This is a genomic window from Methylobacterium dankookense, from assembly GCF_902141855.1.
Classification (GTDB): Bacteria; Pseudomonadota; Alphaproteobacteria; order Rhizobiales; family Beijerinckiaceae; genus Methylobacterium; species Methylobacterium dankookense.
In genome coordinates this window covers 59,054-82,871 of the sequence record NZ_CABFVH010000013.1, presented here as the reverse complement: position 1 = coordinate 82,871, position 23,818 = coordinate 59,054, and the positions used below count along the sequence as shown (strand labels likewise).

Genomic DNA, 23,818 nt, shown 5'->3' with positions numbered 1-23,818 from the left:
TCATGGAGCACCTGGAATACGAGTTCGACGGCGCCGGGCCGCGGCCGGCCGGCGCCACGGCGCTCGCCGGCGTGGTCGGCTCCGGCAACCTCGAAGTCCTCATCGAGGCGATCGATCTCGGCGGCCGTTGCGCCGCCGTGGTCGACACCTCCGTGCGCGGCTACGGCGCGACCTGGCGGCAGGTCCTCGCGGACTTCTTCTCCCGGCACGGGATGGGCGACGTGCGCATCTCGATCAACGACGGCGGCGCGACGCCGGCTGTGGTGAGCCTGCGGCTCGACCAGGCCGCCGCCGAGATCAAGGAGGAGGGCCCGTGAGGATCGCCCGGCAGAGCTTCTACGAGGCGACCGCGCGCAAACGCGTCCTCGGCCTCCTCGACAGGACCTCCTTCGTCGAGTTCTGCCCGCCGCGGGAGCAGGTCGTCTCGCCCCATCTCCCGAGCCTCGGCATGCCGGTCGCCTTCGACGACGGCGTGGTGGTGGGCGAAGGCACGATCGACGGAAGGCGGGTCCTGATCGCCGCGCAGGAGGGCGGCTTCATGGGCGGCGCCGTCGGCGAGGTTCACGGCGCGAAGATCACCGGCCTCCTGGAGCGTGCGGCCGACACGCGGCCCGCGGCCGTGATCCTGCTCCTCGATACCGGCGGCGTGCGGCTGCACGAGGCCAATGCCGGGCTCGTGGCGATGGGCGAGATCCAGCGGGCCGCGCTCGGCGCCCGGCATGCCGGCGTGCCCGTCATCGTCGCCATCGGCGGCAAGAACGGCTGCTACGGCGGCATGTCGATCGTCGCCCGCTCCTGCGACTGGATCGTCGCCAGCGAGGAGGGGCGCCTGTCGATCTCGGGGCCCGAGGTCATCGAGACGGTGGAGGGCATCGAGGAGTTCGATGCGCAGGACCGCGCGCTGGTCTGGCGCACGATGGGCGCGAAGCACCGGCGGCTGATCGGCGAGATCGACGCGCTGGTCGCCGACGACATGGCGGCGTTCCGCGCGGCGATCCTCGGCTTCGTCGGCCGCCCGCGCCCCCTCGACCTGGACGCGCTGGAGGCGGAGCATGCCATGCTCGCGCGCCGGCTCGAACGCTTCTGGGACTGCGCCGACGGCATGGAGGTCTGGGCGCGCCTCGGCGTGAACGACCCCGCCGACGTTCCCGCGCTCGACGCGGCCCGCTTCAACGCGCTGCTCGGCGCCGTGTCGGAGAGAAGCCGATGAACGCGAAGAGCGAGACCAAAGGTGCGATCGACGGCGTGCTCGCCGCCTTGTTCGGTGCCGGCCACGGCATCGTGCGGGACGGCCCGGTCATCGCCGGCATCGCCCGCTTCGAGGGCCGCGCCGTCACCGTGATCGGCACCGCGGACCGCACCACGATCGGCGCGGACGTCGCGCTCCGCCTCGCCCGCGCGACGCTCGACGCGATGCACGACGAGCCGGGGCGGCCGATCCTCGTCATCGTCGACAATGCGGGCCACCGGCTCAGCCGCCGCGACGAGCTGATGGGCAATAACGGCTGCATCGCCCACCTGACCCGCTGCCTCGACACGGCCCGCCGACGCGGCCACCGCGTGATCGGGCTGGTGCACGATCTCGCCGTGTCGGGCGGCTTCATGGCGACGGGGCTCGCCACCGATCTCTGCTTCGCGCTGCCCGGCGCCGAGGTCCGCGTGATGGCGCCGGCCGCCATGGCGCGGGTGACCAAGATCCCCGTCGAGCGCCTGAACGAGCTCGCCGCCGCCAACCCGGTGCTCGGGCCGGGCGTCGAGAACTTCATCCGGGTCGGCGGCCTCGAAGGCGTCTGGGACGGCGACCTCAAGGCGCATTTCCGGGAGGCGCTCGCGCGGCCCCTCACGGGCGACGACACGCGCCGGGCGCTCGGCGCAGCACGGGGCGGGCGCAGCGCCGCCGCCGCGGTCGCGGCGCGCGTCCGCGCGGGCGCCTGACATGCTGGCCCTGCTCCGGCCCGGCGCCTCGGCCGCGTCCCGCATCGACGCGCTCGCTGCCGCCGCCCTGGCCGACGAGCTGGCCTGCTACCCGAAGCCCGGGCTCGTCAGCCCGGTCGATTCCGGCAGCCACGCGGACATGGACGCCGCGACCTTCCGGGCCAGCATCGCCGCGCTCGCCGGCTATTTCGGCGCGATGGCGGAGGCCGGAGCGGAGGGCGCTGCCTTCCCGGCCCTGAACGCCCTCGGCCGTGCGGCGGAGGCGCGGATGCTGGCGGCGACGGGGGGCGTCAATACCCATCGCGGGGCCGTGTTCTCCCTGGGCCTCGCCGCCGCCGCCGCGGGGGGCTCGGCACCGGAGCGCGGCGCCGCCGCGATCTGCCGGACTGTCGCCGACCGCTGGGGGGCCGACATCCTCGCCGCGGGCCGGCTCGCGGAGCAGCGGACGCACGGGGCCGCGGTGCGGGCGCGCTACGGGGCGCCCGGCGCCCGCGAGGAGGCCGCCGCGGGCTTCCCGACCGTGATCGGGCACGCCCTACCGGCCTTCCGCATGGCGCGCCGCGCCGGTGCGTCCCGCAACGACGCCCTGGTCCAGGCCCTGTTCGCGATCCTCTCGGTGCTGGAGGACAACAACCTGCTCTACCGCGGCGGCCCGGCCGCGCTCGGGCGCGCGCAACGCCGCGCCCTCAACTTCCTCGCCTCGGGCGGCATCCTGGCGCGCGGCGGCCGCGCGCTAGCGGTCGCAATCCATCGCGCCTTCGTCGCAGAGCGCATGAGCCCGGGCGGCGCGGCCGACCTCCTCGCCCTCACCGCCTTCCTCGCGCGCGTCGAGGAGGCGCATCCCGGCCCGTGACCCTCGCGATCCTCTGTTCCGGCCAGGGCGCGCAGCATGCCGAGATGTTCCGCACGCTCGCGGGCGAGGAAGCGGCGCGGCCCATCCTCGCGCGCGTCGGAGATCTCACCGGCCTCGACCCGTTCGCGCCCGCGCTCGATGCGGCGCCCGAGGCGCTCGCGGCCAACCGTCTCGCGCAACCGCTGGTCGTCGGACACGCCCTCGCGGCGCATGCGGCCCTGGCCGCCCACGGCATCGGCGCCGCCGTCCATGCCGGCTACAGCGCGGGCGAGTTCGCGGCGCATGGCTGTGCAGGAGCTCTCGATGCGGCGGCGATCCTCGATCTGATGGCGCGGCGCGCGGCGTTCATGGATGCCTGCGCGCACGATGTGCCGCAGGGCATGGTCGCCACGATCGGCCTGCCCCTGCGCGAGGCCGAGGCCATGGCCCGGCAGGCCGGCGCGTTCGTCGCCATCGTCAACGCGCCCGATCACGTGGTGGTGGGCGGGCGGCTCGCGGCGCTGGACCTCTACGAGGCGGAGGCGGTCGCCCGCGCCCGCCACCTGCGGCGCCTGCCGGTGCGCGTCGCCTCGCACACGCCGTTGATGGCACCGGCGGCGCCGGATCTGCACGCCGCGCTCGCCGCCTCGGGATGGCGCCGCCCCGATGCGCCCACGCTCTCGGGCCTCGACGGGCGCGCGCTGCAGACGCCGGCCGACGCGGCGCTCCATCTCGCACGGCAGGTCCACGAGCGGATCGACTGGGCGCGCTGCGTCGAGAGCGTGTTCGAGTACGGCGCGACGGCGGTGCTGGAGATCGGCCCCGGCCGCGCCCTGACGCGGATGATCGAGGAGAGCCATCCGGGCATCCCGGTCCGCGCCTTCGAGGATTTCCGCACGGCCGCCGGCGCCGCGACCTGGGCCTCGCGTCACGTCTGATGCCATTTCCGATTGGTCGCTTCGGCTGGGAGCGCGGCCCCCCTCTTCCCGCCCGAAGTCGGGTCTACCCGATTTCGGTCTTCCAGTGTCGATCCCGGGCAGGCCCGGGATCGATGCGGGGAGAGGCCCACAGGGATCTTGTCGTCCCTGTGGGAAGCGGAGGTGAAGCCGCAGCGGCGGTGAGGGGGCGATTCCGGACGAGACTCCTCCGTTCAAGCCCCCTCACCCCCGGCTGCCGCCTCGCTCAGCCGACGACGAGCTCGGCTGAGCCCTCTCCCCGCAAGCGGGGCGAGGGGATCCGCATTGGCCGATCCGATGAACTGGAAACCGTATGAGCCGCTCGTGCCGGCTCCGAGCGACGCCGGGCCCCGAGAGGCCCGGCGCAGAGATCCCCCGTCAGGCGTGCGCGCTCCGCGAGACGAGCGTCGGGATCGGGGGCGCCTCGCTGGACAGCGCGTGGTGCTTGCGGAGCATCGGCTTCAGCAGGAGGAGCGCCGCGATCGCCGCGACGAAGTTCATGCCCGCGGTGAGATACAGCACGCCGGTCCAGGATCCGCTCGCCTCCATCATGACGTTGCTCAGCGGGACCAGCAGGGCGCCGACGCCCTTGCTGCAATAGAGCAGGCCGTAGATCTTGCCGTAATGCTTGGTGCCGAAGGTGTCGGCCGTCACGGCGCTGAACAGGCTGTAGATCTCGCCCCAGGCGAAGAACACGACGCTCGAGGTGAGCAGGAAGGCCCACGGATTCGACCCGAGCTCGCTCAGCGCCAGGATGCCGAGGCCTTCGAGCCCGAAGGCGACGAACATCGTGTTCTCCCGGCCGATATGGTCCGAGATCCAGCCGAAGAACGGCCGCGAGAAGCCGTTGACGATCCGGTCCATCATCAGGGCGAAGGGAAGGGCCGCCATCGTGAAGAAATACGCGTTGACGGGCATTTCCTTGACGCCGAGATCCTTCGCGATCAGCCCGAGCTGCGCCACCGCCATCAGGCCGCCGGTGATGACGCAGGTGACGATCAGGAACATCACGTAGAAGACCGGCATGCGCACGGCCTCGCCGAGGGTATAGTTCCGCCGCGTCTGGGTCGGCCGCGTGACCTCCGGCGCCTCCCCGGCCCGCGGCGCGCGGATCACCAGGCCCGCGCCGATGATGACCGCGCTGATGATGAAGGCGAACCAGAAGAAGGCGGCCTGATAGCCGCTCTCCTTGATGAGGTTGGCGATCGGGATGATCGTCAGTGCCGAGCCGCCGCCGAAGCCTGCGCCGACGAGGCCGGCCGCGAGCCCGCGCCTGTCCGCGAACCATACGACGGCGACGTTCGCCGCCGTCAGGTAGACGGTGCCGGCGCCGATGCCGCCGATGATGGCGGCGACGTAGAACGCCGTCAGCGACGACGCGTAGGCATCGAGCAGCCAGGACAAACCCGCGCAGATCCCGCCGACGATCATGAGCGCGCGCGGCCCGTAGCGATCGAGCAGCGAGCCGCCCACCGGCGTCAGCCAGGTCTGGAAGACGACGAAGATGGTGAAGGCGGTCTGGATCGAGGCGCGGCTCCAGCCGTGCACCCGCTCGATCTCAGGGACATAGAGCGTCCAGGCGTATTGCAGGTTGGCGATCGCGACCATCGCCGCGATCGCGGCGACCAGTTGGATCCAGCGCGTCGAGGCGGACCCGCCCGCGCCTGATGCGCGCGGCGCCGTGCCGGGATTTGCCATGGCTTGAACCTCCCTCGAGCACGACGTTGGGCAAGGCGGCATCGTTCATGACACCCCCTCCGGCGCTCCCGCCGTGTCGAGGCTCGCCCTGGATTGGAAGCAATATATTTCTGATATGTCAAGCGAGCAGGCAAGGTATGTCACGATGGGATCGACCGCGCCCGGCTCCTCCCACGCGCACGCTGTCGCCCGCTCGGCACCAAGCCTGCGCTCGGACCTTAGCGGGATCGGCTGGCCATCGTGTCGAAGGTGCGCGGCCTAGAGCATTGATTGTGCCGCATTTTCTTTCGCGGAACCGGCAACCACTTCCGCAGAAGATGCTCTAGCGCGGCGGTGCCGCCTCGGCCTTGGGCTCGGGGATCGGCACTTCCGCCGCGGCGTTCAGGATCACCGCCACATCCTCGGCCAGCAGGAAGCCCTGTTGCTCGGCGGCGCGTGCCGCCTCGTGGACGCGGTTCACGTAATCGGACCGGTCCCGATAGCGCTCGGCCAGGGAAGGACGCCCGTCGCCGCCATCGGCCTGCACGCGCGCGAAGGGCCGGTAGGTGCCGACCAGCGAGCAGGTGAAGCTCGTGAGCGGCGCGTTCTGGCCGCCATGGATCCCGAGCGGCACGGCGATGTCTGGCAGGCGCACGCCGCCGATCGGGTTGCCGTCGGGGTCGCGCTTGGGCACCTGCACGACGGCGTCCGGCAGGTTGCGGGGCGCCTGGAGCACGGCCGGATCGCCCGTCGCCGGCTCGACCGGCATCAGGCGGGTCTCGGGCGGGGCCGCGTTGCGGGCGACCCACTGATCCAGCCGGACGAGCGTGGCGCGCGCCACGGGGGCCCAGTCGAGCCGGCCCGGCGGCAGGCGGCAGGCATCGGCCTTCAGGACGTTCACATGCGAGGAGCCGGCGACGTCGTACATCCGCACGTTCGCCGGGAGCGGCAGGTCGGCGGTGCCGTGCGCGCCGGTCCGCCCGAGGGAGGCCCGCAGCGAGGCGTAATCGACGGTGGAGTTGAGCAGCATCATCCGGGGCGGGATCTCGCCGCGCGCCTCGACCTTGGCGACGATCTCGCCGATCGTCAGCGGGCCGTCATGGACGCCGGGAAAGTCCGGATCGGCGAAGTTGGGCGTCCCGTCGGCGCTCGAGCCGGGCCCGGTGCCCGATTGCATGATCGGCAGGAGCCCGGCGCCCGAGACGAAGACGTGCATCCCGTCGAAGACCCGCCGCCCCTCCGCCATGTTGAAGCCGTCGAGCAGGAAGGTCTTGAGGAAGCGGCCGTCCTGGGACTTGCCCGTGCCGAGCGTGCGGCTGATCGTGCCGGCCAGGGGGTTCCGCGTGCCGGCGCCGTCGGCCGCCGCATGCGCCAGGAAGTCGGCCGCGTCGCGGACGATCGCGAAGCCGACGCCTTCCACGAAGCGTCGGCGGCCCTCCCCATCGACGAAGGACGGCAGGTCCGCGCCCCGGCCGAGCTCCCAGTAGATCTCGGCGACCGCGAAGCCGCGATCCTGCAGGAAGCCGGTCCCGACCCCGACATCGCCGGACAGCATCGGGACGGCACGCGGTGAGTTGTAGAGCGCGTTGGCATAGGCCCTGCCGCGGTTCGGCACGTCGACCAGGAGCGTGCCGTTGCCCGCAGCGGGATCGGCCGGCGCGATCAGGATGATGCGCGCGCTGTAGGCCACGCGGCCGGCCTCGTTCCGCTGCGCCTTGTCGAGGTCGGGAATGCCGTGGTCGTCGGGCGACAATTCGCCGACGACGCGCCCATCGAAGCGCAGGTAGTCACCGGCCCGGAAGGTTCCGAACGGCTGCGGGGACGCGAGTTCGAGCCGCGTTACCCGGGCCTGAGCGGGGCCGCCGAGCGTGACGGCGGCGAGTCCGATGGCGAGCCCGGCGGCGCGCGAGCAGCGTCTCAGCAAGGGGCGTCTCCCGGTTGTCGTCCTCGGGACGGAGCCTGGACCAGCGACCGCATCATGGCCAGCCGGCGACCCGTCCCCCCGTTCACAACCGCGACAGCGCCTGCCCGTCTCCCCGTGCGGCCCGGGGAGCGTCCGGCAGGGTGCCTGCTCTCACAGGATCCTCGACCGGAGCGCGGTGACGAGGATCTCCGCCAGGACGACCACGCCGAAGATGGCTGCCAGCACCACCGCCACCTGGTCCCAATAGAGCAGGTTGAGGGCGGTATCGAGCGCGACGCCGATGCCCCCTGCCCCCACCAGGCCGAGCACGGCGGATTCACGGATGTTGATGTCCCATCGGAACAGCGCGATCGACCAGAAGGCCGGCTTCACCTGGGGCCAATAGCCGAGCAGCAGGGTCGAGAGCCGCCCGGCGCCGGCCGCCTGCAGCGCCTCGATCGAGCCGGGATTGGCCTCCTCCAGCGCCTCGGCGAAGAGCTTGCCGGTGAAGCCGACGGAGCGCAGCGCGATCGCCAGCGTGCCCGCGAGCGGCCCCGGGCCGAACACCGCCACGAACAGCAGCGCCCAGACCAGCGAGTTCACGGAGCGCGAGGTCACGAAGACGAATTTCGCGAACAGGTTCAGCGGGAGGTTGGCGGTCACGTTGCGTGCGGCGAGCAGCCCGATCGGCACCGCGATCGCGATCGCGATCAGGGTGCCGAGGGTCGCGATGTGCAGGGTCTCCACCAGGGCGCGCAGGGTCGGCCCGACATAGCCGGCATCCATCGGCCACATGCGGCCGAACAGGTCGGCCATCTGGTCCGGGGCGTCGTAGAGGAATTCGGGGATGATCTCGATCGAGCGCAGGCTCGCCACGAAGGCGGCCACGGCGAAGAGCGTGAAGGCGAGGCGCGCCAGCCGCTTCCACGGCGAGAAGCGCTGCCAGCGGCGCGGCGCGGGGGCGGCGAGCGCGGTGCTCACTGGAACACCTTGCGCGCCCAGCCGGACACGATCTCGGCGACCATGATCAGCCCGACGATGACGATCAGGATCGCCAGCACCACGTCGAAGTCGAACCGCTGATAGGCGGTGAACAGCGTCGCGCCGATGCCGCCGCCACCGACGATCCCGACCATGGTCGAGTTCCGGAGATTGGAATCGAGCTGGTAGGTCGCGAAGCCGATGAAGCGCGGAAGCACCTGCGGCTGCACGCCCATGATCAGGACGGACAGGAAGCCCGCCCCGGTCGCGCGCACCGCCTCGACCTGCTTCAGGGAGATCTCCTCGATCGCCTCGGCGAAGAGCTTGGCGATGAAGCCGATGGAGGCGACGATCAGGGCCATCACCCCCGCGAGCGCCCCGAAGCCGATCGCCTTCACGAACAGGATCGCCACGATGATCGGGTGGAACGAGCGGCACAGCGCGATCAGGGCGCGCGCCGGCCACGTCACCCAGGGCGGCATCAGGTTGCGGGCTGCCAGGAACCCGATGGGCAGGGCGAGCGCGATGCCGATCACCGTCGCGATCACGGCGATCTGCAGGCTCTCGACGATCCCCGACTGGATCAGCTCCCAGCGGGAGAAGTTCGGCGGGAACATCCGGGTGAGGAACTGGCGGCCGTGGGAAAGTCCGCTCGCGAAGCGCTCGGGGGCGAAGCCGAGCTGTCCCGCGGCATAGATCACGTACAGGGCGAGCAGGACCCAGCCGAGGCGCGCCGTCCAGTTCGGGCGGAAGGCGACGCGGCCGGGATCGCCCGGTGAGGCCGGTCCGGCAGGCGCGGTCATTCGAGCCAGCTCTCGCCGCCATAGATGCCGCGCAGGTCCCGCTCGCTCAGCCGGTCGGGCGGGCCGTCATAGACCACGCGGCCGCCGGACATGCCCACGACGCGCGCGGCGAAGCGCTGGGCGAGGGCCACGTTGTGGATGTTGACGACCACGGGCACCCCGCGCTCGGCCGCGAGCCGGGACAGGATCTCCATGATCTCCACCGACGACTTGGGGTCGAGCGAGGAGGTCGGCTCGTCGGCGAGCACGATCTCGGGCTCCTGCATGATCGCCCGGGCGATCCCCACCCGCTGGCGCTGGCCGCCGGAGAGCGCGTCGGCGCGGCGCGTGGCGAAGCCCGACAGGCCGACCGCGTCGAGGAGGTCGAAGGCCCGCGCGATGTCCGCCTCGGGGAAGCGGCGCAGCCAGACGCGCCAGGCCGGCACGTAGCCGAGGCGGCCGCAGAGCAGGTTCTCCATCACGGAGAGGCGCTCGACGAGGTTGTACTCCTGGAACACCATGCCGATCCGCCGGCGCGCCCGGCGCAGGGAGCGGCCGGACAGCGTGGCGAGATCCTCGCCGCGGAACAGGATCTCGCCCGAGGTCGGCTGGACGAGCCGGTTGATGCAGCGGATCAGCGTGCTCTTGCCGGTCCCCGACGGCCCGATGACGGCCGTGAGCCCGGTGCCCGGCACCACGAGGTCGATGCCCCGGAGGACGGGCTGGCCCGGCCGGTACTCCTTGACGAGGCCACGGATCACCAGGGCGCGCGGATCCTCCGTCCGGAGGCCCGCCTCGGGCCCGTGGACGGCGTCGCGCACGGCCGATCCAGCCGTCACGGCTTGCCCGCGCCTTCCGCCTTCTTGCGGGCCGCCTCGGCCTCGCGCGCGGCCTCGCGCGCATAGGCGGCCTTGTTGTAGGGGGTGCCGGAATCCTCGGCGACCTTGCGCACCACGGCCCAATCCTTGAGGTAGGTGATCGGCGCGAACCGGTCGTCGCCCTCGAAGTCCTTCACCATCTCCGGCGGGAAGCGGAAGTCGTAGAAGCATTGCTTCAGTGTCTCGGCGAGTTCCGGCTTGAGATCGTGGGCATAGGCGAAGCCGGAGCTCGGAAACTTCTCGCTGGTGTAGATCACCCGGTAATCGTCGCCCTTGATGGTGCCGCGGGCGACCATCCGGTAGAACACGTCCGAGGCGACCGGGGCGGCGTCGTAGTCGCCGGTGCCGACGCCGAGCGCGGACTTGTCGTGGCCGCCCGAATAGACGAGCGCGTAATCCTCGCCGGGCTTGAGGCCCTGCTCGGGGAAGAGCGCCTTCGGGGCGAGGTTCCCGGAATTCGAGGACGGGGCGGTGTGGGCGACGCGCTTGCCCTTGAGGTCGGCCAGCGTCTTGTAGGGGCTGCTCGCCTTCACCACGACGATGAGGTTGTAGCCCTCGGCACCCTTCTCGGTGCCCTTGGCGGCGAAGGGGATCGCCCCGGCCATGTTCACGGCGAAGCCGAGCGGGCCGGTCGAGAAGCCGGCCACGGTGAGCCGGCCCGAGCGCATCGCCTCGATCTCCGCCGAGTTCGACTGGACGGGATAGTAGACGACGCGCTTGCCCGTGCATTTCGCCAGGTAACTGGTGAACGGCTTGAAGGCGTTCTCGTAGACGGCCGGGTCCTCGACCGGGGTGTAGGCGAACACGATCACGCTCGGGTCGCGCGTCTTCGCCGGCACATCGGCGACGAGATCCTTGTTCGCGTCGCAATAGGCATCGTCGAGCTGGCCGCGATTGGCGCAGTCGTCGGCCCAGGCGGGCGAGACCAGGCCGAGGCCGCAAGACAGCGCGAGAATCGCACCGTGCCGAACACTCTTCACGCGATATCCTCCCGGCGAAGCGGCGTCTCGGGCCTGCCCCGTCGCGCCGCCGCCGGTCCGGGGCGACGCTTTATCCGGCAAACTGTAGGCGCGGGCTTCCGGAGGACGCAAGGCGGATGGTGACGATACGGTCGCGGCGTCGCCAGGGGAGCGGATCGCCTTCGGCCCCTGCCCCATTCCGCCGCCCGTATGTCGCGGAGGGCCGGCTGCAGGGCCGCTCCAGCTGAGCTGTCGGTGCTGTAGCACACAGATGCCCGGGGCCGTTCGGTGCGAGGAAGCGTCAGGTCGTCAACGCCCCCTCGGCGGCCTGATCGAGCGGCGCAGCGGTCTTCGGACCCTGCGCCGTTTGTCGTTCGCGATCAGCCGACCGCGACCATCTCGCGGTCGCGCACCGTGCAGAGGGCGAAGTTCCGGAACCCGAGCCCGAACTGCCAGAAGAACTCGCGCTCGCCGGCGACGACGAACAGGCCGAAGCTGTCGAGCTCGAAGCGAAGCTTGGATCCGATCTGACCCGTGAAGCCGTTCATCAGCACATCCTCACTTCTGTGTGAGGACAGTATTACCACGTTTACGGCCCGTTAAAAGATGTTGCTAAATTTTAGGTAAATCAAACGTAAACGGCTGTGCTGCCGGATAGTCCCGCCCGTTGCGATGCCGACGATCGATCGGAACGCGATGATCCCATCGCGAGGCACGAGCCGAGCCTCATAAGGAGCCCGGCTTCCGGACGCGGGCGGGAATCACGACAGGCCCCCTCTCCCGAATGGGAGAGGGGACCCGCACCTGATCCGGCATCGCCGCTGGCCGCTCCCAACCCATTGTCCGGAAGAGGCCCCTTCCCCTCCCCCTTGCGGGGAGGGGCCAGGGGTGGGGGTGGCCCAGAAGGCACCGCCCCGCTCCATCCTGAACCACCCCCACCTCCGGCTCCTCCCCGCAAGGGGGAGGAGAGTGGGCCCAGCTTATGACAATAAGCTTGACATGCGAGAACAAAACACGTACGCAGCTCCCCACGCGCTGTCCCGCAGCGCGACGGGTCCTGCAACCCGCCGCGCCGTGAGCAGGGAGCCCGAGCCGGATGACCGCCGGCAAGGACCAGGACAGCGCGGCGGTTCCCGCGTCGCCGGCCGGTCAGCCGGTGCCCCGGGCGCCTCTGCGCGACACAGGGCCGTTCTCGGCGCCAGCCCGGACGAACACGGGACAGCGCCGACAGTCCGGCCTGCAGGTCGAGGAACCGATGCCGGGCCCAATACGAGGCCGGGTGCAGGACACGTTACGTCTGCCGAGGACGAGGCTGGGATGGGGGACGCACCGCGTCGCGGGACCAACCCCGATACCAGGCCATCCGAGGTCGGGGTCGATGCAGGCGGGTATCCAAGAAACCGCGACGCTCAAATCGGGTGAGACCGGGCAGCCTGCCTCTCTCATCCGCGGGACGCCGGGGAGCCGGTGTTTGCGCAAATCAGTTCAGGGTTCCGCGGCGTCCCGCGTCTCCCTCTCCGGCCAAGCCTCCGGCGTCACCAGACGCGCGGAGCCGAAGGCGCTTGGAGGCCTCATGCGGCCGCCGACCGGATCACTCGCCGATGCCGAACAGCTTCTCGAAGAAGTTGCGGTCCTGCTGCGGCTCGGCCTGCCGGCGACGCGGCGCCTGGGCCTGCGGCTGCGGGGCCGGCTGGGGCGTCGTGCCGAAGATCTGGCCGAGGATCTCGCCGGGGCCGCCCGCCGCCGCCACGGAGGCGGTGGTCTCCGGCGCCTTGCGCCAGCGGTTGAGGCCGGGCAGCGGAACCGGGTTCTGGCCCTTCAGCGCCGTGGTCATGTAGGTCTTCCAGATGTCCACCGGCAGGTTGCCGCCGGACGCCTTCTTGGTCGGCTCGCCGTCGTCGTTGCCGAGCCAGACCCCGGTGACGAGGCTGCCCGAGTAGCCGATGAACCAGGCATCGCGGAAATCCTGGCTGGTGCCGGTCTTGCCGGCGAGGTCCCACCCTGCGATGTCGCCCTTCTTGGCGGTGCCGATCACGAAGGTCTCGTGCATCATGGCGTTCATCATGGCCGCAGCGTTCGGGTCGATGACCCGGCCGAGGCCGCCCTCCCCGCGCTTGTAGAGGACCTTGCCGTCGGTACCCTTCACCGAGGCGACGACGTAGGGGATCACGCCGGTGCCGCCATTGGCGAAGGCGCCGTAGGCGCCGACCATCTCCAGCGGCGTCACCTCGGAGGTGCCGAGCGCGATCGAGCCGTTCGCCTGGAGGGCCGAGGTGATGCCGAGGCGCTGCGCGGTCTGGACCACGGCCTTCGGGCCGACCTCCTGGCCGAGGCGCACCGCCACGGTGTTGAGCGAGAGCGCGAGCGCGGTGCGCAGGGTGACGGCGCCCTCGTAGCGGTGCGAGTAGTTCTCCGGCTGCCAGGAGCCGATCTTGATCGGCGCGTCCTCGCGCACCGTGTCGGGCGTGGCGCCGCGCTCGACCGCGGCGAGGTAGACGAAGGGCTTGAACGAGGAGCCGGGCTGGCGCTTGGCCGTGGTCGCGCGGTTGAACTGGCTCTGCGCGTAGTCGCGCCCGCCGATCAGCGCGCGGATCGCCCCGTCCGGCTTCATCGAGACGAGGGCGCCCTGGTGGACGTTGTAGCGGGTGCCCTGCTTGTTCAGCTCGTCCACCAGCGCCTTCTCGGCCGCCGCCTGGAGGCCGGTATCCACCGTGGTCTGCACCACGATGTCGCTCTCGAACTTGCCGACGAAATCGTCGAGCACGTCCATCACGAGGTCGGCCACGTAGTTGGCCGAGCCGCCGCCGCGGCTGCTCGCGGGCCGTGCCGGCTGGGCCAGCGCCACCTTCACGTCCTGCGCGGGCACGAAGCCGAGCTCCTGCATCGCGGCCAGCACCTGGGCGGCGCGGGCCTGGGCAGCGGGCAGGTTGCGGTTGGGGGCGAGGCGCGAGGGCGCCTGGACGAGGCCGCCGAGCATCGCGGCCTCGGCGAGGCTCACGCTCTTGGCGGGCTTGCCGAAATAGCGCTGCGCCGCCGCCTCGACGCCGTAGGCGCCCGCGCCGAAATAGACCCGGTTGAGGTAGAGTTCGAGGATCTCGTCCTTGGTGTATTTGTGCTCCAGCCAGAGCGCGAGGATCGCCTCCTGGATCTTGCGCGAGGCCGAGCGCTCGGGCGTCAGGAACAGGTTCTTGGCGAGCTGCTGGGTCAGGGTCGAGCCGCCCTGCGCCACGCCGCGCCGGGTCAGGTTCTGGCCGATCGCGCGGGCGATGCCCACCGGATCGACGCCGAAATGGCCGTAGAAGCGCCGGTCCTCGATCGCCACGAAGGCGCGCGGCAGGTAGGGCGGCAGCTCCTTGATCGACACCACGCGGCCGCCGGTCTCGCCGCGATTGGCCAGCAGCGACCCGTCGCTCGCCAGGATCGCGATGTTGGGCGGGCGCTTGGGCACGCTGAGCTGGTCGATCGGCGGCAGCTGCGAGGCGTGGTAGGCCACGAGGCCGGCGATGCCGATGAGGCCCCAGAGGCCGAGCACCAGCACGCCATAGGCCATGCGGCCGATCAGCGAGCCGCGGCGCTTCGGCGCCTTGCGCGGCGACGTGCGGCGCCCGGCCGGTGCCTTGCGTGCGCCGGATTCAGCCTTCCGCGTGCCTGCCCCTGCCACTCCGCCTCCTGCGCGATCCTGGCGCGACAGGCGCAGGTCGAGCGCGCCGGGTGCCGCGACGCGGCCTTCCGGCACGTCGAAGTTCGGCTCGCTCCGGCGGTCCCGTCCGCGTCCCTGCGCCATGCGTCCCGTCTGGTCCTGCGGCTCTCGTATCGGCAGAGGCGTCGGTGCGGCCCCGAGGCGGCGCCGGCTCTCCTCCGCGCCCGCTTCGGCACCGTAAATGCGGCGGGTTTAAGGGGCGTTAACCCACTATTTTGCAAGCATCTGAGTGGTTTAGGGTTTTCGGATCGCTCCGGGGACCGGCCCGGAGGCGTCCGGCCCGCTCCGCCGGGCGAGACGCGCAGCCTGGGCCTGGGCTGGACGGTGCAGGAGCCGCCGGGCAGTCCTCACCTCACGGTTGAGGGTCGGATCGTGGAGGCCGCGGCTTGATGCGGACACTGTATTTCACCGACACTATCGGCGTGCCCGAGCGGGAGCTACGGCTTCTCCACCTGCTTACGCCATCCCAATCGTCGAGCGACACGCATGTCGGGTCTTCTGGTCACCATCCTCGTTCTGTACATCCTCGCCGCTGGCGTAATCGCCCACGGGGTCGTGCGCCCCGCGGTGATGGATTGGTACCACTCGAAGACCTACTGGATCGACGGATCCGGTCGCAGCGGTGTTTTCCTGCAGCTCATCAGCTCGAAGGTCAGCTTCGAGGCTTTCGCCTTCGTGGTGTCCTGCATCTTCGGCGCGCTCGGAGGATGGATCTATGCGATGCGCAAGAACAGGATCTCGATCTGAGGCCATGGCTCGCGCAGCTGCGTGGACCGGGTTCGGCCATTGCAACGCGATCGGGAACGATTCTAACGCGGTGCCGTCTGGGGCATCTTCACGATCTTGCCGTCCGGCATGATGATATCGCCAGGGCTCTGACCGGCTTCGCAGGGGCCGATATAGGTCGCGTCGATCACCATCTGACGCCGAACGGGCTCCTTGGCATTGGGGATGCCGGTCAGCGTCGTGTCCACCTCCATGTGGATCTTGCTGCTGAAATCGCCCGTGATCAGGCTGGTGCCCGCGGCCGAGATCGGGCCGATCTTGCACTCGGTCTCACCCTTGTAACCGGTGCTCGTCTTGACCAGATTGCGTTTGGAGCAATTTTGACTCGCGCCGAATGCGCCCTGCGCCAGTTGATCCGTCTTCTCATCGATGCATTGGCGGGCCGTCGTGTTACCCTCCGCCGATACGGTCTTGCTCTCCCACAGGCCCGCCTTGCGCGCCGGCAGCGTATCGGCCACGGCCAGGGTGGTCATTGCGGATAGAGCCGTCGCAATCCCGACACCGATGAAACGCGCTGGCATGACGTCTCCCTGGAGGTCGCGCGGCTCCGTGGCCGCCACGGGGCGCAGGGGCTAACCCATGTGGCATGGGCACACAAGCTCGTGCTCCGGCCCTTTCGGCCCCTAAACTTGACGTTGATCAAATCGTGGCCCGGTCGACTGGGGTGAAGTCCCGGCTCGGCGCTTTGGATGCGGCGCCGCGATTGAGGCGAATCGCAACTCAGCCCGCCCGGCATTCGCCGTGGCGGGCCTTCTTCGGCGCCGGTAGCGCCAACTGCGTCGCCCCGCCCGTCTCCATCCACTCGGATCTCAAGCCCGAGGCGATCGATGGACTGCGAGCCTGACCGTCTGTCTCGCACGCCCGGATTCGACTATCGTGGCCGTATGACCGGATACGCAGATCCTCGCCCGCTGCGCCGCTTCACGGCCTGCCTCCTGCTCGCCGGCTGCGCCCTTCGGGCCGATCCCGCGGCGGCCCAATTCTTTCCGTCCTTCATCGGCTTCGGCGCGCTTCCGTCCTTCGCCTGGCCCCGAGCGGCGAAGGATCCGGACAGCCGCTGGTCCGGGTCCTATGCCCGCATGTCCACCGGGTTCGAGGTCGTCTCGTCGAAGCACCTCGGCGGCTATGCCGGTCCAACCATCGGGATCGAGGCAGGACGGATGTGGCGAGAGGGCCAGTTCGTCTACGGCATCTCCGGCGGGTTCGACTACTTGGCTGCAGTCGGTGGGAGCACCACGCCCGGTTTCGGCGGGCTCGCCTACACGCGCGACTTCGCGGGCGCGCTGCAGATGAAGGTCGGCACGCTGCTCACGCCCGACGTCCTGCTCTATGCCAAGGCCGGCGCCTGGGCCGTGCACGAGACGTTGCGCGTCGGCCCGACGACGGTCTTCCAGCCCTTTTCCCGAGAGGACATCGCAATCCGGCCGAACGCCCAGATCGGGGTCGAGTGGGCCCTCACCGATCGCCTCTCGGTCGCGGTCGAGGCAGGGGTGGTCGGCGGCGGCTTCCGCTGACCTTTCCCGCCGTATCGTGAGGTCACGCGTGGCTTGTTCGCGTCAGCGGCTGTCCCGCCACATCTCGGCGGCCTCCTGCAAGGCTACCTCGCCCTGAGCGCGCGCTTCCTTCTCGCTTGCCAGCGAGTACATCGATCGCCTGAGGACATGCGTTCGCTCGCGCACCTCCCATTCGAAGCGGCTGGGATCCTTCGAGCAAGGCATCACGGCCAGCGTGAAAGGATGCTGCAACGTTCCGTTCATGGGATGGCCTCGCGCGGTTGCTCATCGCCCGAGGTCTTGCCGACGGGGCAATCCGGAAAGGACATCCAGTCCGTGAAGGCGTTCGTCGGATAGCCGTGCTCGCATGACGCCACGCGCCAAGGCCGCTCATCGCCGAAACGGTCGGGGTCCCAGCGAATGACTGCGCGCCGGTCGGGCTCGTGCCGATTGATGGCGATGATCCAGCGACCGTCCTGCGGCGCTCGATCCATGGTTCGCCAACTCCACATGGCACGCTCCTCGGCGCCCTCCGATTCGGGCACCGAAAACGCACGAGACAGTCAGACCGTTCGATGTCGAGAAAGCTGGACGCGAAAAATGTCCCGCTACCTTGCCGGATGATTGATCGGTCAGGTCGTGACCATATGCGCCAAGGCTCAGGTCGGATTCGCTTAGCTATTGTTGCCGAGGCCAAGGCCGCGGATCAGGTCGCCGATCGGATCGATCTTCCCGCTCGTCGGAGCTTGCTCACTCTGCTGCGGATCAGATCCCGATACGTCCGTGCTCTGACGGTTCAGCGCGACCTGACGCGCGGCCGTGGCGCGACGCACCAGCTTGCGCCCATGTGTGCCTTCCCCCTTGCGAGACGTTGCAGCGACCAGCGTCAGCTCCGCCGGCAGCGGCTGCACCATCACGCCATCTGAAGGCAGCACGGTCGTTGGCTCAGCCTTCATGAGGGCGGCGACGTCAGGCAGTGGCCTCGACCTGCGCCGTGCGACATGACTGGCTGCCGGCGGATCGACCCACGCCGTCGCCTCGGTCGGAGCCGAAACGCTCATCGCAGGCTTGGCGGCGGGCCGAGCGGCTCGCTCGAAGTTGGCGGGGTGCAGAATGCCTGCCGCAGCCACAAGGCCCAGCACGGCAATGCCCGTGACGGCGATAGTCGATCGGTAGTGTTCCATGAATGCAGAACGAACGGCCAAGGTAATCGTTCCGCTTGCGGCACTTGCAGAGTGGGCCGCGTCTACATTGCGCCCGCTCAGCCGGTTTCCGAACCATCCGGGGCGAGGCGACCAGCCGCCCGTGTGGCGACCAAATCCCGTACCGCGCCGACGAAGGGCTCGGGCTCGAATGGCTTGGCGACGAAGCGTGCACCCTGAGGGAGAACGTCCGCATCCGGTGTCCCGCGACCGGACACGATCAGCATCACGACGTCCGGCCAGCGTGCCGCGACAGCCTTGGAGAAGGTGAGCCCGCTGAGCGGTTCGCCCTGAAGCTCAATATCGACCACCAGGACATGGAGATCCGGATCGGCATCGAGCGCGTCGGTCGCCGCCTCGACCGCGCCGACCTCGATAACTCGCATCGCGGCGTCCCGTAGCATCTGAGCCATGGCAAGCCGCTGGGCCGGCACGTCTTCGATCAGAAGGACGCCGAGCGGCGTGTTCGCGACCTCGCTGGCCATGTCTTACCTCACTTCGCGGCATGCGATCGCAAACGCTTCAGCAGCAGGGAAAGCCTCAAAGCCCGGGCCTGAAGTGAAGGAAAGGCAGCGGCTCTTGCCAGATGGCGCAGGGGCCGTGCTCACTGTCCATTGAATTGACAGGACGCAATTTGGCTCGCCTTGTGTTTGTGTAAAAAGGCAAAATTAGCTTTGTTCTAGGAATTAGATATGTCAAATTCATTCATTCGTAAGCTGGCGCTTCGAGTGCCACTGAATGAAGTAGATATTGATGTTTTGAAAACGGCAACAAGGATGGTGGAGCGGGTCAAGGGCGGTGTAGATTTGGTAAACGAGGGAGATCATCCGCAATACTCCCACATCATTCTCGACGGATTTGCGTGTAGATATAGAATATTGCCTGATGGTGGCAGGTCGATACTCGCGTACCTCATTCCAGGAGATGGATGCGATCTGCATGCGTCGATTTTAAACCGAATGCCTCATTCCATCTCGACTTTGACGCCCTGTACCGTGGCCTATATCGGCTACAGTAAAGTCAAGGAAATGGCGGCATATAGGCCGAACATTTATCTCGCTCTGTGGTGGTCAATTTTAACCGATGAGGCAATTCTTCAAGAAATGCTTGTCGGCGTGGGGAGGCGGTCGCCTGACAAGCAGGTTGCGCATTTCCTTTGTGATGTTTTCACGCGCCTGCAAGCTCTCGGGCTTGGACAAGCGCCAAACTTCCGACTTCCTCTGTCTCAATCTGATTTAGCTGATACAGCGGGGCTATCAAGAATTCATGTCTATCGCGTATTGAGCAAACTCCGCGACTTGAATTTTATCAAAGTTCGTCACAAAGGGATTGAAGTTCTCGATCTTGAGAAATTAAGGAAATTTGCCGCGTTCGACTGCGGTTATCTGAATTTAGATAACGCAAGAAAAATGACTGGCGTCGATGATGTATCTCGACTGTCTGATGCAACAAGAGCCAAATACGAGCAAATTATGGAGGAAGGCAATCGAAACGAAAAATAATGAACTTATCCAAATGCGGAAACAGATATTTCTCGGTAACAAAAACTATTTTATGGCGCCTTGGTGGTCTGATGATGGCGAATTCGACGTTGTGTCGGGTGGTAAAAATCAATATTACTTACTAAAACCGCCAGTTTAAATTGCAACTCTACGATAATTTTTATTCGATAAGCCGGCTCTGCTTCCTTGCGGCAGATCGAGCATGACATGCGATCGCATCTTCGAAACGAGAGATGCATCTTTTGCAGTTGTTGATGACCGACGATCGCGCGATGCCTCATACTAGGCGGCCGTTGGCGCCGCACAGCCAGGTGCCGCCATGCCGCTTTCGCGCGAATTATATGATGAAGTTCTACGCCACGCATGCCCGGCATGTGGGATGGAACATGAGAAAAGGGGTAGCTGGTTCAGAACGCTGTCAAGCTACAAATGCCCGTCTTGCGGTTTGGAAATTCAGCTTGGCTATGAGGTTAAAATAAAAATATTTTCTCGACATGAATCGTTGTCGCCAGTCGTCGAAAGTGACAAAGAAAATTTTCATAATGGAAGAGGAAATAATAATTGAAGCGGTCGTGCACCTTCAGCGTGATGCTGTTCCAGCCTGTATGAGAAGACTTCCCTTAGCAGTCTCCTACAATAAAAAGTCCGCCACTCGGGCAGCGGGATGACAGGTCGGGAGGAGCCGGTTTGGGCAGGCGGAAGCGACGTTGGCGCGATGACGATCCGGCGGCGCACCGGCCGCACGCTCTCGAGCCGCAGATCTGCGCGCTCTGTGACCGGCCGATCCCGCGCCATGCGCGCTCCAGCCTGCACCACCTCACGCCGAAGCTGAAAGGGGGCACGCATCGTGGCACAGTGCGGTTGCACCAGATCTGCCACTCGGCGATCCACGCCCGCTACAGTGAAGCTGAGATCGCCCGGCGCCTCGCCGACGTGGCGGCGCTCCGGACGGATCCGGAGATCGCGCGGTTCCTCGACTGGGTGCGCACGAAGCCCGACGACTTCCATGCCGCGACGCGGATGACGCGAGACCGCCGCGGCGCCCGCCGCGAGCGGTAGGGCACGACGCGCGTGGCATGCCGATCGATACAACCAGCATGCGAGGCTTAGCCGCGTCTTTACCGGTCCGGTGCCAGGATCCGCGACCTTCTGCGGACAGGTGGCATCGTGACGGATCTCGCGGGACAGGGTCGGGACGCGGAACGTCTCGATTGGGTCGACACTGCCAAGGGTATCTGCATCGTCCTTGTGGTGATGATGCACTCCACCCTCGGCACCGAGGAGGCACTGGGCGGCGAGGGCTTCCTCGGCGCGGTGGTGACCTTCGCCAAGCCCTTCCGCATCCCGGATTTCTTCCTGCTCTCGGGCCTGTTCCTCGGGCGGGTGATCGACCGGAATTGGCGCCTGTTCGCCGACCGGCGCGTGGTGCACTTCGCCTATTTCTACCTGCTCTGGCTGGTGATCCAGTCGGTCGCCAAATACGGCGAGGTCGCGCAGAACGGCGGACCGGCGGGCTTCCTCGCACATCTCGCCGAGGGCTTGGTCGAGCCCTACTCCACGCTGTGGTTCATCTACATGCTGGCGGTGTTCTCGGTGGTGACGAAGCTGCTGCGCCGCCTGCCGCCCGCCCTGCTGCTGGCCGGCGCGGCGCTCCTCCAGATCGTGCCGATCCCGACGGAATCCTACCTCGTCGAGGAATTCTGTGCCCGCTACGTCTATTTCGTCGGCGGCTACCTTTTCGCCGGGCCCATCTTCGCCCTCGCGGCCGCGGCGGGCCGCCGGCCGGGCCCGGCGCTCGCGGGACTCGCCGTCTGGGCTCTGGTCAACGGCTGGCTCGCGACGAGTCCGTCCGGCTTCCCCGGCTTTCCGACGCTCGCGAGCCTGCCTGTGGTCGGCCTCCTCATCGGCAGCGCGGGCGCGCTCGCCATCGTCGCGAGCGCGAGCCTGCTCGTCCGCGCCGGCGGCCCGGTCACGGAGACACTCCGCGTCTGCGGATCGCGCTCCATCGTGATCTATCTCGGCTTCTTTCTGCCCATGGCCGCTACCCGGACTCTGCTCGCGAAGACCGGCATCATCGCCGATATCGGACTGGCCTGCCTCGTGGTCACGCTGGTCGCGGTGCTGGTGCCGCTCGGGTTCGAGCGGATGATCCGCGGGACCTGGCTCAAATTCCTGTTCCGGCGGCCGCGCTGGTTTCACATCGCCGAGGCGCCGCGGGCGCGCCGGCCCGCTCTGGAGACGGCCTGACCGCACCGGAGCCTCGCCCCGATCACGCCGGGTCGGGGCACGCCCGCCGGTCGTCGGTCCGTCGCGCGCTCCCTCTCCAGATCGGCATCCGGGCAGATGGAGAGCGCACTAGAAGCGGAGGCCGAGGCGCCGGCCCGTCCGCCAGATCACCGTCGCATTGCGCGGCGCGTCGTCCTCGGGGAGGGTTAGGCTGAAGCGGTCCGGCACGGCGTCCTGGTCGGGCACCTCGATCATCGCGCCGTCGGACGAGATGTCCCAGACCATGCACTCGACGGGCGCGCCCTCGGAGCCCGGATGCAGCTGGCCGAAGATGAAAGCATTGCTGCGCGGGCTTGTCCTGCGGCCGTCGGACATCGAATCACCGGTCTCCTACCGGCGATACGTTACATCAGGCGGCGCGGGGCGCTATCGGTGGCAGGGCGGCACCGACCGGACAGAAGCGCATGCGCGTCAGGGATTCGCCGCGAAGCGGGCCCCGATCTCCTCATGCGTGCGCCAGACGATCTCACAGACGCGCACCTCCGGGAGCCAGCCGGCGGCGAGGAGGAAGGTTTCCGGCACGGTGCCCGCTTCGAGGGAGACGAGGCGGACGCCGCGCTCCGACATGTCGTAGATCAGGCACGGTATCGAGGTGTGCTCATCCACGGTGATGAGCCCGTTCTCGTCGAGGCGCTCGCGGGCGGCGGCGCGGCGTTCTTGCATCACGGTTTCAGGCCCTCACGTCGAGGAGGCGGGTGGTCTCAGCGGCGTCACGCGCCGCGATCGTGTCGGCTTCGAAGGCAGTCCCGGCCCCGATCGCGTCGAGCGCCGTCGGCGACAGGTCGAGGATCACGGCCTCCGGCAGGCCCGAGCCGTCGGGCCTGCCGGTTCCGCCGGGGCCGGCATCGAGCCGGGCGACCTGTTCGGCCGCGGCCGTCAGGCGGAGATTGGCGCCGGCCAGGCCGCCGGCTGCGATCTGCATGGCAGAGGACATCACGAAACCTCGGTCATCCCCCATCGTGTCTCCCGGCGCCTGAACGGCCCGTTCGTCCGTTCGATTGCATTCGATCAAATGGACAGCTTTTGCGTGTAATTTGTTGGGCCCACTCTCGATCCGTCCAGCAACGGCGTGCGCTGCGTCACCCCGCGCGTCACCCTGCCGTGTCCTCGCCCATATGACGCCACCGTTCGGGTCCAAGCGGCCGCCGCCCAGACGCCCAATCCATCGGGCATCCAGGAAACGACAGGAGTTCTCATGACCCCGAGCAAGGCGGCGTTCCTCGCCCTCGGCATCTGCCTCGTTCCGGCTGCCGCCCTCGCGCAGCAATCCCCGGCGCGCGAAGCCCTGAAGCGGTCCTGCACCGGCGACTATATGGAATTCTGTAGCGAGCACGCCCCCGGCGGCCCCGAGGTCGAGGCCTGCTTCAAGGCCAACCTGAAGAAGCTCTCGCCGGCCTGCACGGCCGCCATCACGGCTTACAAGCAGGAGCAGCGCACGACCCGGCGCGTCAGCGAGGCGCGCTGAGCGGATCCGATACGGGATCGCCGCGCCGGTCCGGCGATCCCATCCGAGGCCGCCGACATCAGCGGGCAACATGGGTGGCTTATGGCTCCTGCCGCGCCATGGGGGAGCACCATGACCGATGAGATCGAACACCGCGCCGCAAGGGTGACCGATGTGGCGCTCGGCATCATGCTGGGCGGCGCCTTTCTTCTGGCGGTGACGCTGCTGCTGCTTGGCTACTGAGCCGAGGGCAGAACCCAGATCCGGTGGGTCTCGAACCGCCGTGCGCTGTCAGGCACACGGGCCACGCGGCATTGACAAGCCCGTGCAAAGTGTCGAGGCTCGCGGCCGTTCCGAGGGGGGCCCCGCGACAGGGGGCTGAGATTGGGCCTGAAGCCCTGACCCTTGAACCTGATCCGGCTCGTACCGGCGGAGGGACGGGAACCTGCGGCCTGCTCGTCGGCAGAGCCGGACTCTCATCACCCTTTCGTCCAGGGGTTCG

Annotated in this window: 27 protein-coding genes and 1 riboswitch; of the genes, 11 read left to right on the top strand and 16 right to left on the bottom strand. The window is 68.4% G+C overall.

Features of this window, described 5'->3' with window-relative positions:
* The first annotated feature begins 2 nt into the window (after positions 1-2).
* From mdcC to MTDSW087_RS12435, 5 genes are read left to right on the top strand one after another with little or no spacing between them, the layout of a single operon-like run.
* Complete coding sequence (gene mdcC, locus MTDSW087_RS12455) at positions 3-317, top strand: malonate decarboxylase acyl carrier protein (protein WP_144764268.1); 315 nt, start codon at positions 3-5, stop codon at positions 315-317.
* Positions 314-1,210: a biotin-independent malonate decarboxylase subunit beta gene (locus MTDSW087_RS12450; protein ID WP_144764265.1), complete on the top strand. Its 897-nt coding sequence runs from the start codon at positions 314-316 to the stop codon at positions 1,208-1,210. Before mdcC ends, MTDSW087_RS12450 begins: the two co-directional genes overlap by 4 nt.
* A complete protein-coding gene (locus MTDSW087_RS12445) occupies positions 1,207-1,935 on the top strand; it encodes a biotin-independent malonate decarboxylase subunit gamma (RefSeq protein ID WP_144764263.1) in 729 nt (242 codons plus the stop codon). The genes MTDSW087_RS12450 and MTDSW087_RS12445 overlap by 4 nt, the downstream gene beginning before the upstream one ends.
* Before the next feature lies 1 nt (position 1,936).
* Positions 1,937-2,788 carry a triphosphoribosyl-dephospho-CoA synthase MdcB gene (mdcB, locus tag MTDSW087_RS12440; RefSeq protein ID WP_144764261.1) on the top strand — a complete coding sequence of 284 codons (852 nt, stop codon included), beginning with the start codon at positions 1,937-1,939 and terminating at the stop codon, positions 2,786-2,788.
* Positions 2,785-3,705, top strand: a complete 921-nt coding sequence (locus MTDSW087_RS12435) for an ACP S-malonyltransferase (protein ID WP_144764259.1) — start codon at positions 2,785-2,787, stop codon at positions 3,703-3,705. Before mdcB ends, MTDSW087_RS12435 begins: the two co-directional genes overlap by 4 nt.
* A gap of 396 nt (positions 3,706-4,101) precedes the next feature.
* On the opposite strand, the gene oxlT is transcribed toward MTDSW087_RS12435, so the two are convergent.
* From oxlT to MTDSW087_RS12400, 8 genes are all read right to left on the bottom strand, one after another.
* Positions 4,102-5,421, bottom strand: coding sequence for an oxalate/formate MFS antiporter (gene oxlT / locus MTDSW087_RS12430; RefSeq protein WP_144764257.1), 1,320 nt, complete (start codon positions 5,419-5,421; stop codon positions 4,102-4,104).
* A gap of 322 nt (positions 5,422-5,743) precedes the next feature.
* Positions 5,744-7,324 carry an alpha/beta hydrolase domain-containing protein gene (locus MTDSW087_RS12425; protein WP_144764255.1) on the bottom strand — a complete coding sequence of 527 codons (1,581 nt, stop codon included), beginning with the start codon at positions 7,322-7,324 and terminating at the stop codon, positions 5,744-5,746.
* 150 nt (positions 7,325-7,474) lie between these two features.
* A complete protein-coding gene (gene phnE / locus MTDSW087_RS12420; protein ID WP_186383824.1) occupies positions 7,475-8,284 on the bottom strand; it encodes a phosphonate ABC transporter, permease protein PhnE in 810 nt (269 codons plus the stop codon).
* Complete coding sequence (gene phnE, locus MTDSW087_RS12415) at positions 8,281-9,087, bottom strand: phosphonate ABC transporter, permease protein PhnE (RefSeq protein ID WP_144764253.1); 807 nt, start codon at positions 9,085-9,087, stop codon at positions 8,281-8,283. The genes phnE (MTDSW087_RS12420) and phnE (MTDSW087_RS12415) overlap by 4 nt, the downstream gene beginning before the upstream one ends.
* Positions 9,084-9,887: a phosphonate ABC transporter ATP-binding protein gene (gene phnC, locus MTDSW087_RS12410; protein ID WP_144764251.1), complete on the bottom strand. Its 804-nt coding sequence runs from the start codon at positions 9,885-9,887 to the stop codon at positions 9,084-9,086. The genes phnE (MTDSW087_RS12415) and phnC overlap by 4 nt, the downstream gene beginning before the upstream one ends.
* A gap of 14 nt (positions 9,888-9,901) precedes the next feature.
* Complete coding sequence (phnD, locus tag MTDSW087_RS12405; RefSeq protein ID WP_144764249.1) at positions 9,902-10,924, bottom strand: phosphate/phosphite/phosphonate ABC transporter substrate-binding protein; 1,023 nt, start codon at positions 10,922-10,924, stop codon at positions 9,902-9,904.
* 359 nt (positions 10,925-11,283) lie between these two features.
* Complete coding sequence (locus MTDSW087_RS30120) at positions 11,284-11,451, bottom strand: hypothetical protein (protein ID WP_186383823.1); 168 nt, start codon at positions 11,449-11,451, stop codon at positions 11,284-11,286.
* Between the two features lie 1,043 nt (positions 11,452-12,494).
* A complete protein-coding gene (locus tag MTDSW087_RS12400; RefSeq protein WP_144764247.1) occupies positions 12,495-14,687 on the bottom strand; it encodes a transglycosylase domain-containing protein in 2,193 nt (730 codons plus the stop codon).
* A gap of 402 nt (positions 14,688-15,089) precedes the next feature.
* Between MTDSW087_RS12400 and MTDSW087_RS12395 the strand changes: the two genes are divergently transcribed.
* Positions 15,090-15,350, top strand: a complete 261-nt coding sequence (locus MTDSW087_RS12395) for a hypothetical protein (RefSeq protein ID WP_144764245.1) — start codon at positions 15,090-15,092, stop codon at positions 15,348-15,350.
* A gap of 62 nt (positions 15,351-15,412) precedes the next feature.
* On the opposite strand, the gene MTDSW087_RS12390 is transcribed toward MTDSW087_RS12395, so the two are convergent.
* Positions 15,413-15,910, bottom strand: a complete 498-nt coding sequence (locus MTDSW087_RS12390; protein WP_144764243.1) for a DUF3617 domain-containing protein — start codon at positions 15,908-15,910, stop codon at positions 15,413-15,415.
* A 363-nt stretch (positions 15,911-16,273) separates the two neighbouring features.
* Between MTDSW087_RS12390 and MTDSW087_RS12385 the strand changes: the two genes are divergently transcribed.
* Entirely contained in the window at positions 16,274-16,903 is a 630-nt protein-coding gene (locus MTDSW087_RS12385; protein WP_144764241.1) for an outer membrane protein, read from the top strand.
* A gap of 42 nt (positions 16,904-16,945) precedes the next feature.
* On the opposite strand, the gene MTDSW087_RS12380 is transcribed toward MTDSW087_RS12385, so the two are convergent.
* From MTDSW087_RS12380 to MTDSW087_RS12365, 4 genes are all read right to left on the bottom strand, one after another.
* Entirely contained in the window at positions 16,946-17,146 is a 201-nt protein-coding gene (locus MTDSW087_RS12380) for a hypothetical protein (protein ID WP_144764239.1), read from the bottom strand.
* A complete protein-coding gene (locus tag MTDSW087_RS12375; protein ID WP_238178617.1) occupies positions 17,143-17,376 on the bottom strand; it encodes a hypothetical protein in 234 nt (77 codons plus the stop codon). The genes MTDSW087_RS12380 and MTDSW087_RS12375 overlap by 4 nt, the downstream gene beginning before the upstream one ends.
* A gap of 180 nt (positions 17,377-17,556) precedes the next feature.
* On the bottom strand, positions 17,557-18,087 hold the full coding sequence (locus MTDSW087_RS12370; RefSeq protein ID WP_238178618.1) for a hypothetical protein: 531 nt from the start codon (positions 18,085-18,087) through the stop codon (positions 17,557-17,559).
* 56 nt (positions 18,088-18,143) lie between these two features.
* Positions 18,144-18,569 (bottom strand): response regulator, encoded by a 426-nt coding sequence (locus MTDSW087_RS12365; protein ID WP_144764235.1) that lies wholly within the window; start codon positions 18,567-18,569, stop codon positions 18,144-18,146.
* A 207-nt stretch (positions 18,570-18,776) separates the two neighbouring features.
* On the opposite strand from MTDSW087_RS12365, the gene MTDSW087_RS12360 reads away from it, so the two are divergent.
* The 3 genes from MTDSW087_RS12360 (at position 18,777) to MTDSW087_RS12350 (ending at position 21,833) form a co-directional block, all read left to right on the top strand.
* Positions 18,777-19,586, top strand: coding sequence for a Crp/Fnr family transcriptional regulator (locus MTDSW087_RS12360; RefSeq protein WP_144764233.1), 810 nt, complete (start codon positions 18,777-18,779; stop codon positions 19,584-19,586).
* 687 nt (positions 19,587-20,273) lie between these two features.
* Positions 20,274-20,645, top strand: coding sequence for an HNH endonuclease family protein (locus tag MTDSW087_RS12355; RefSeq protein WP_144764231.1), 372 nt, complete (start codon positions 20,274-20,276; stop codon positions 20,643-20,645).
* 108 nt (positions 20,646-20,753) lie between these two features.
* Positions 20,754-21,833: an acyltransferase family protein gene (locus tag MTDSW087_RS12350; protein WP_144764228.1), complete on the top strand. Its 1,080-nt coding sequence runs from the start codon at positions 20,754-20,756 to the stop codon at positions 21,831-21,833.
* A gap of 108 nt (positions 21,834-21,941) precedes the next feature.
* On the opposite strand, the gene MTDSW087_RS12345 is transcribed toward MTDSW087_RS12350, so the two are convergent.
* The 3 genes from MTDSW087_RS12345 to MTDSW087_RS12335 form a co-directional block, all read right to left on the bottom strand.
* Complete coding sequence (locus MTDSW087_RS12345) at positions 21,942-22,187, bottom strand: PilZ domain-containing protein (RefSeq protein ID WP_144764225.1); 246 nt, start codon at positions 22,185-22,187, stop codon at positions 21,942-21,944.
* Between the two features lie 96 nt (positions 22,188-22,283).
* On the bottom strand, positions 22,284-22,535 hold the full coding sequence (locus MTDSW087_RS12340; RefSeq protein ID WP_144764223.1) for a PilZ domain-containing protein: 252 nt from the start codon (positions 22,533-22,535) through the stop codon (positions 22,284-22,286).
* Between the two features lie 7 nt (positions 22,536-22,542).
* Entirely contained in the window at positions 22,543-22,806 is a 264-nt protein-coding gene (locus MTDSW087_RS12335) for a flagellar protein (protein WP_144764221.1), read from the bottom strand.
* Positions 22,807-23,067: 261 nt separating this feature from the next.
* Here MTDSW087_RS12335 and MTDSW087_RS12330 point away from each other — a divergent pair, with 261 nt between their 5' ends.
* Positions 23,068-23,337: a hypothetical protein gene (locus MTDSW087_RS12330; protein WP_144764219.1), complete on the top strand. Its 270-nt coding sequence runs from the start codon at positions 23,068-23,070 to the stop codon at positions 23,335-23,337.
* A gap of 325 nt (positions 23,338-23,662) precedes the next feature.
* A riboswitch (TPP riboswitch) is annotated at positions 23,663-23,771 on the top strand.
* Positions 23,772-23,818 lie beyond the last annotated feature (47 nt).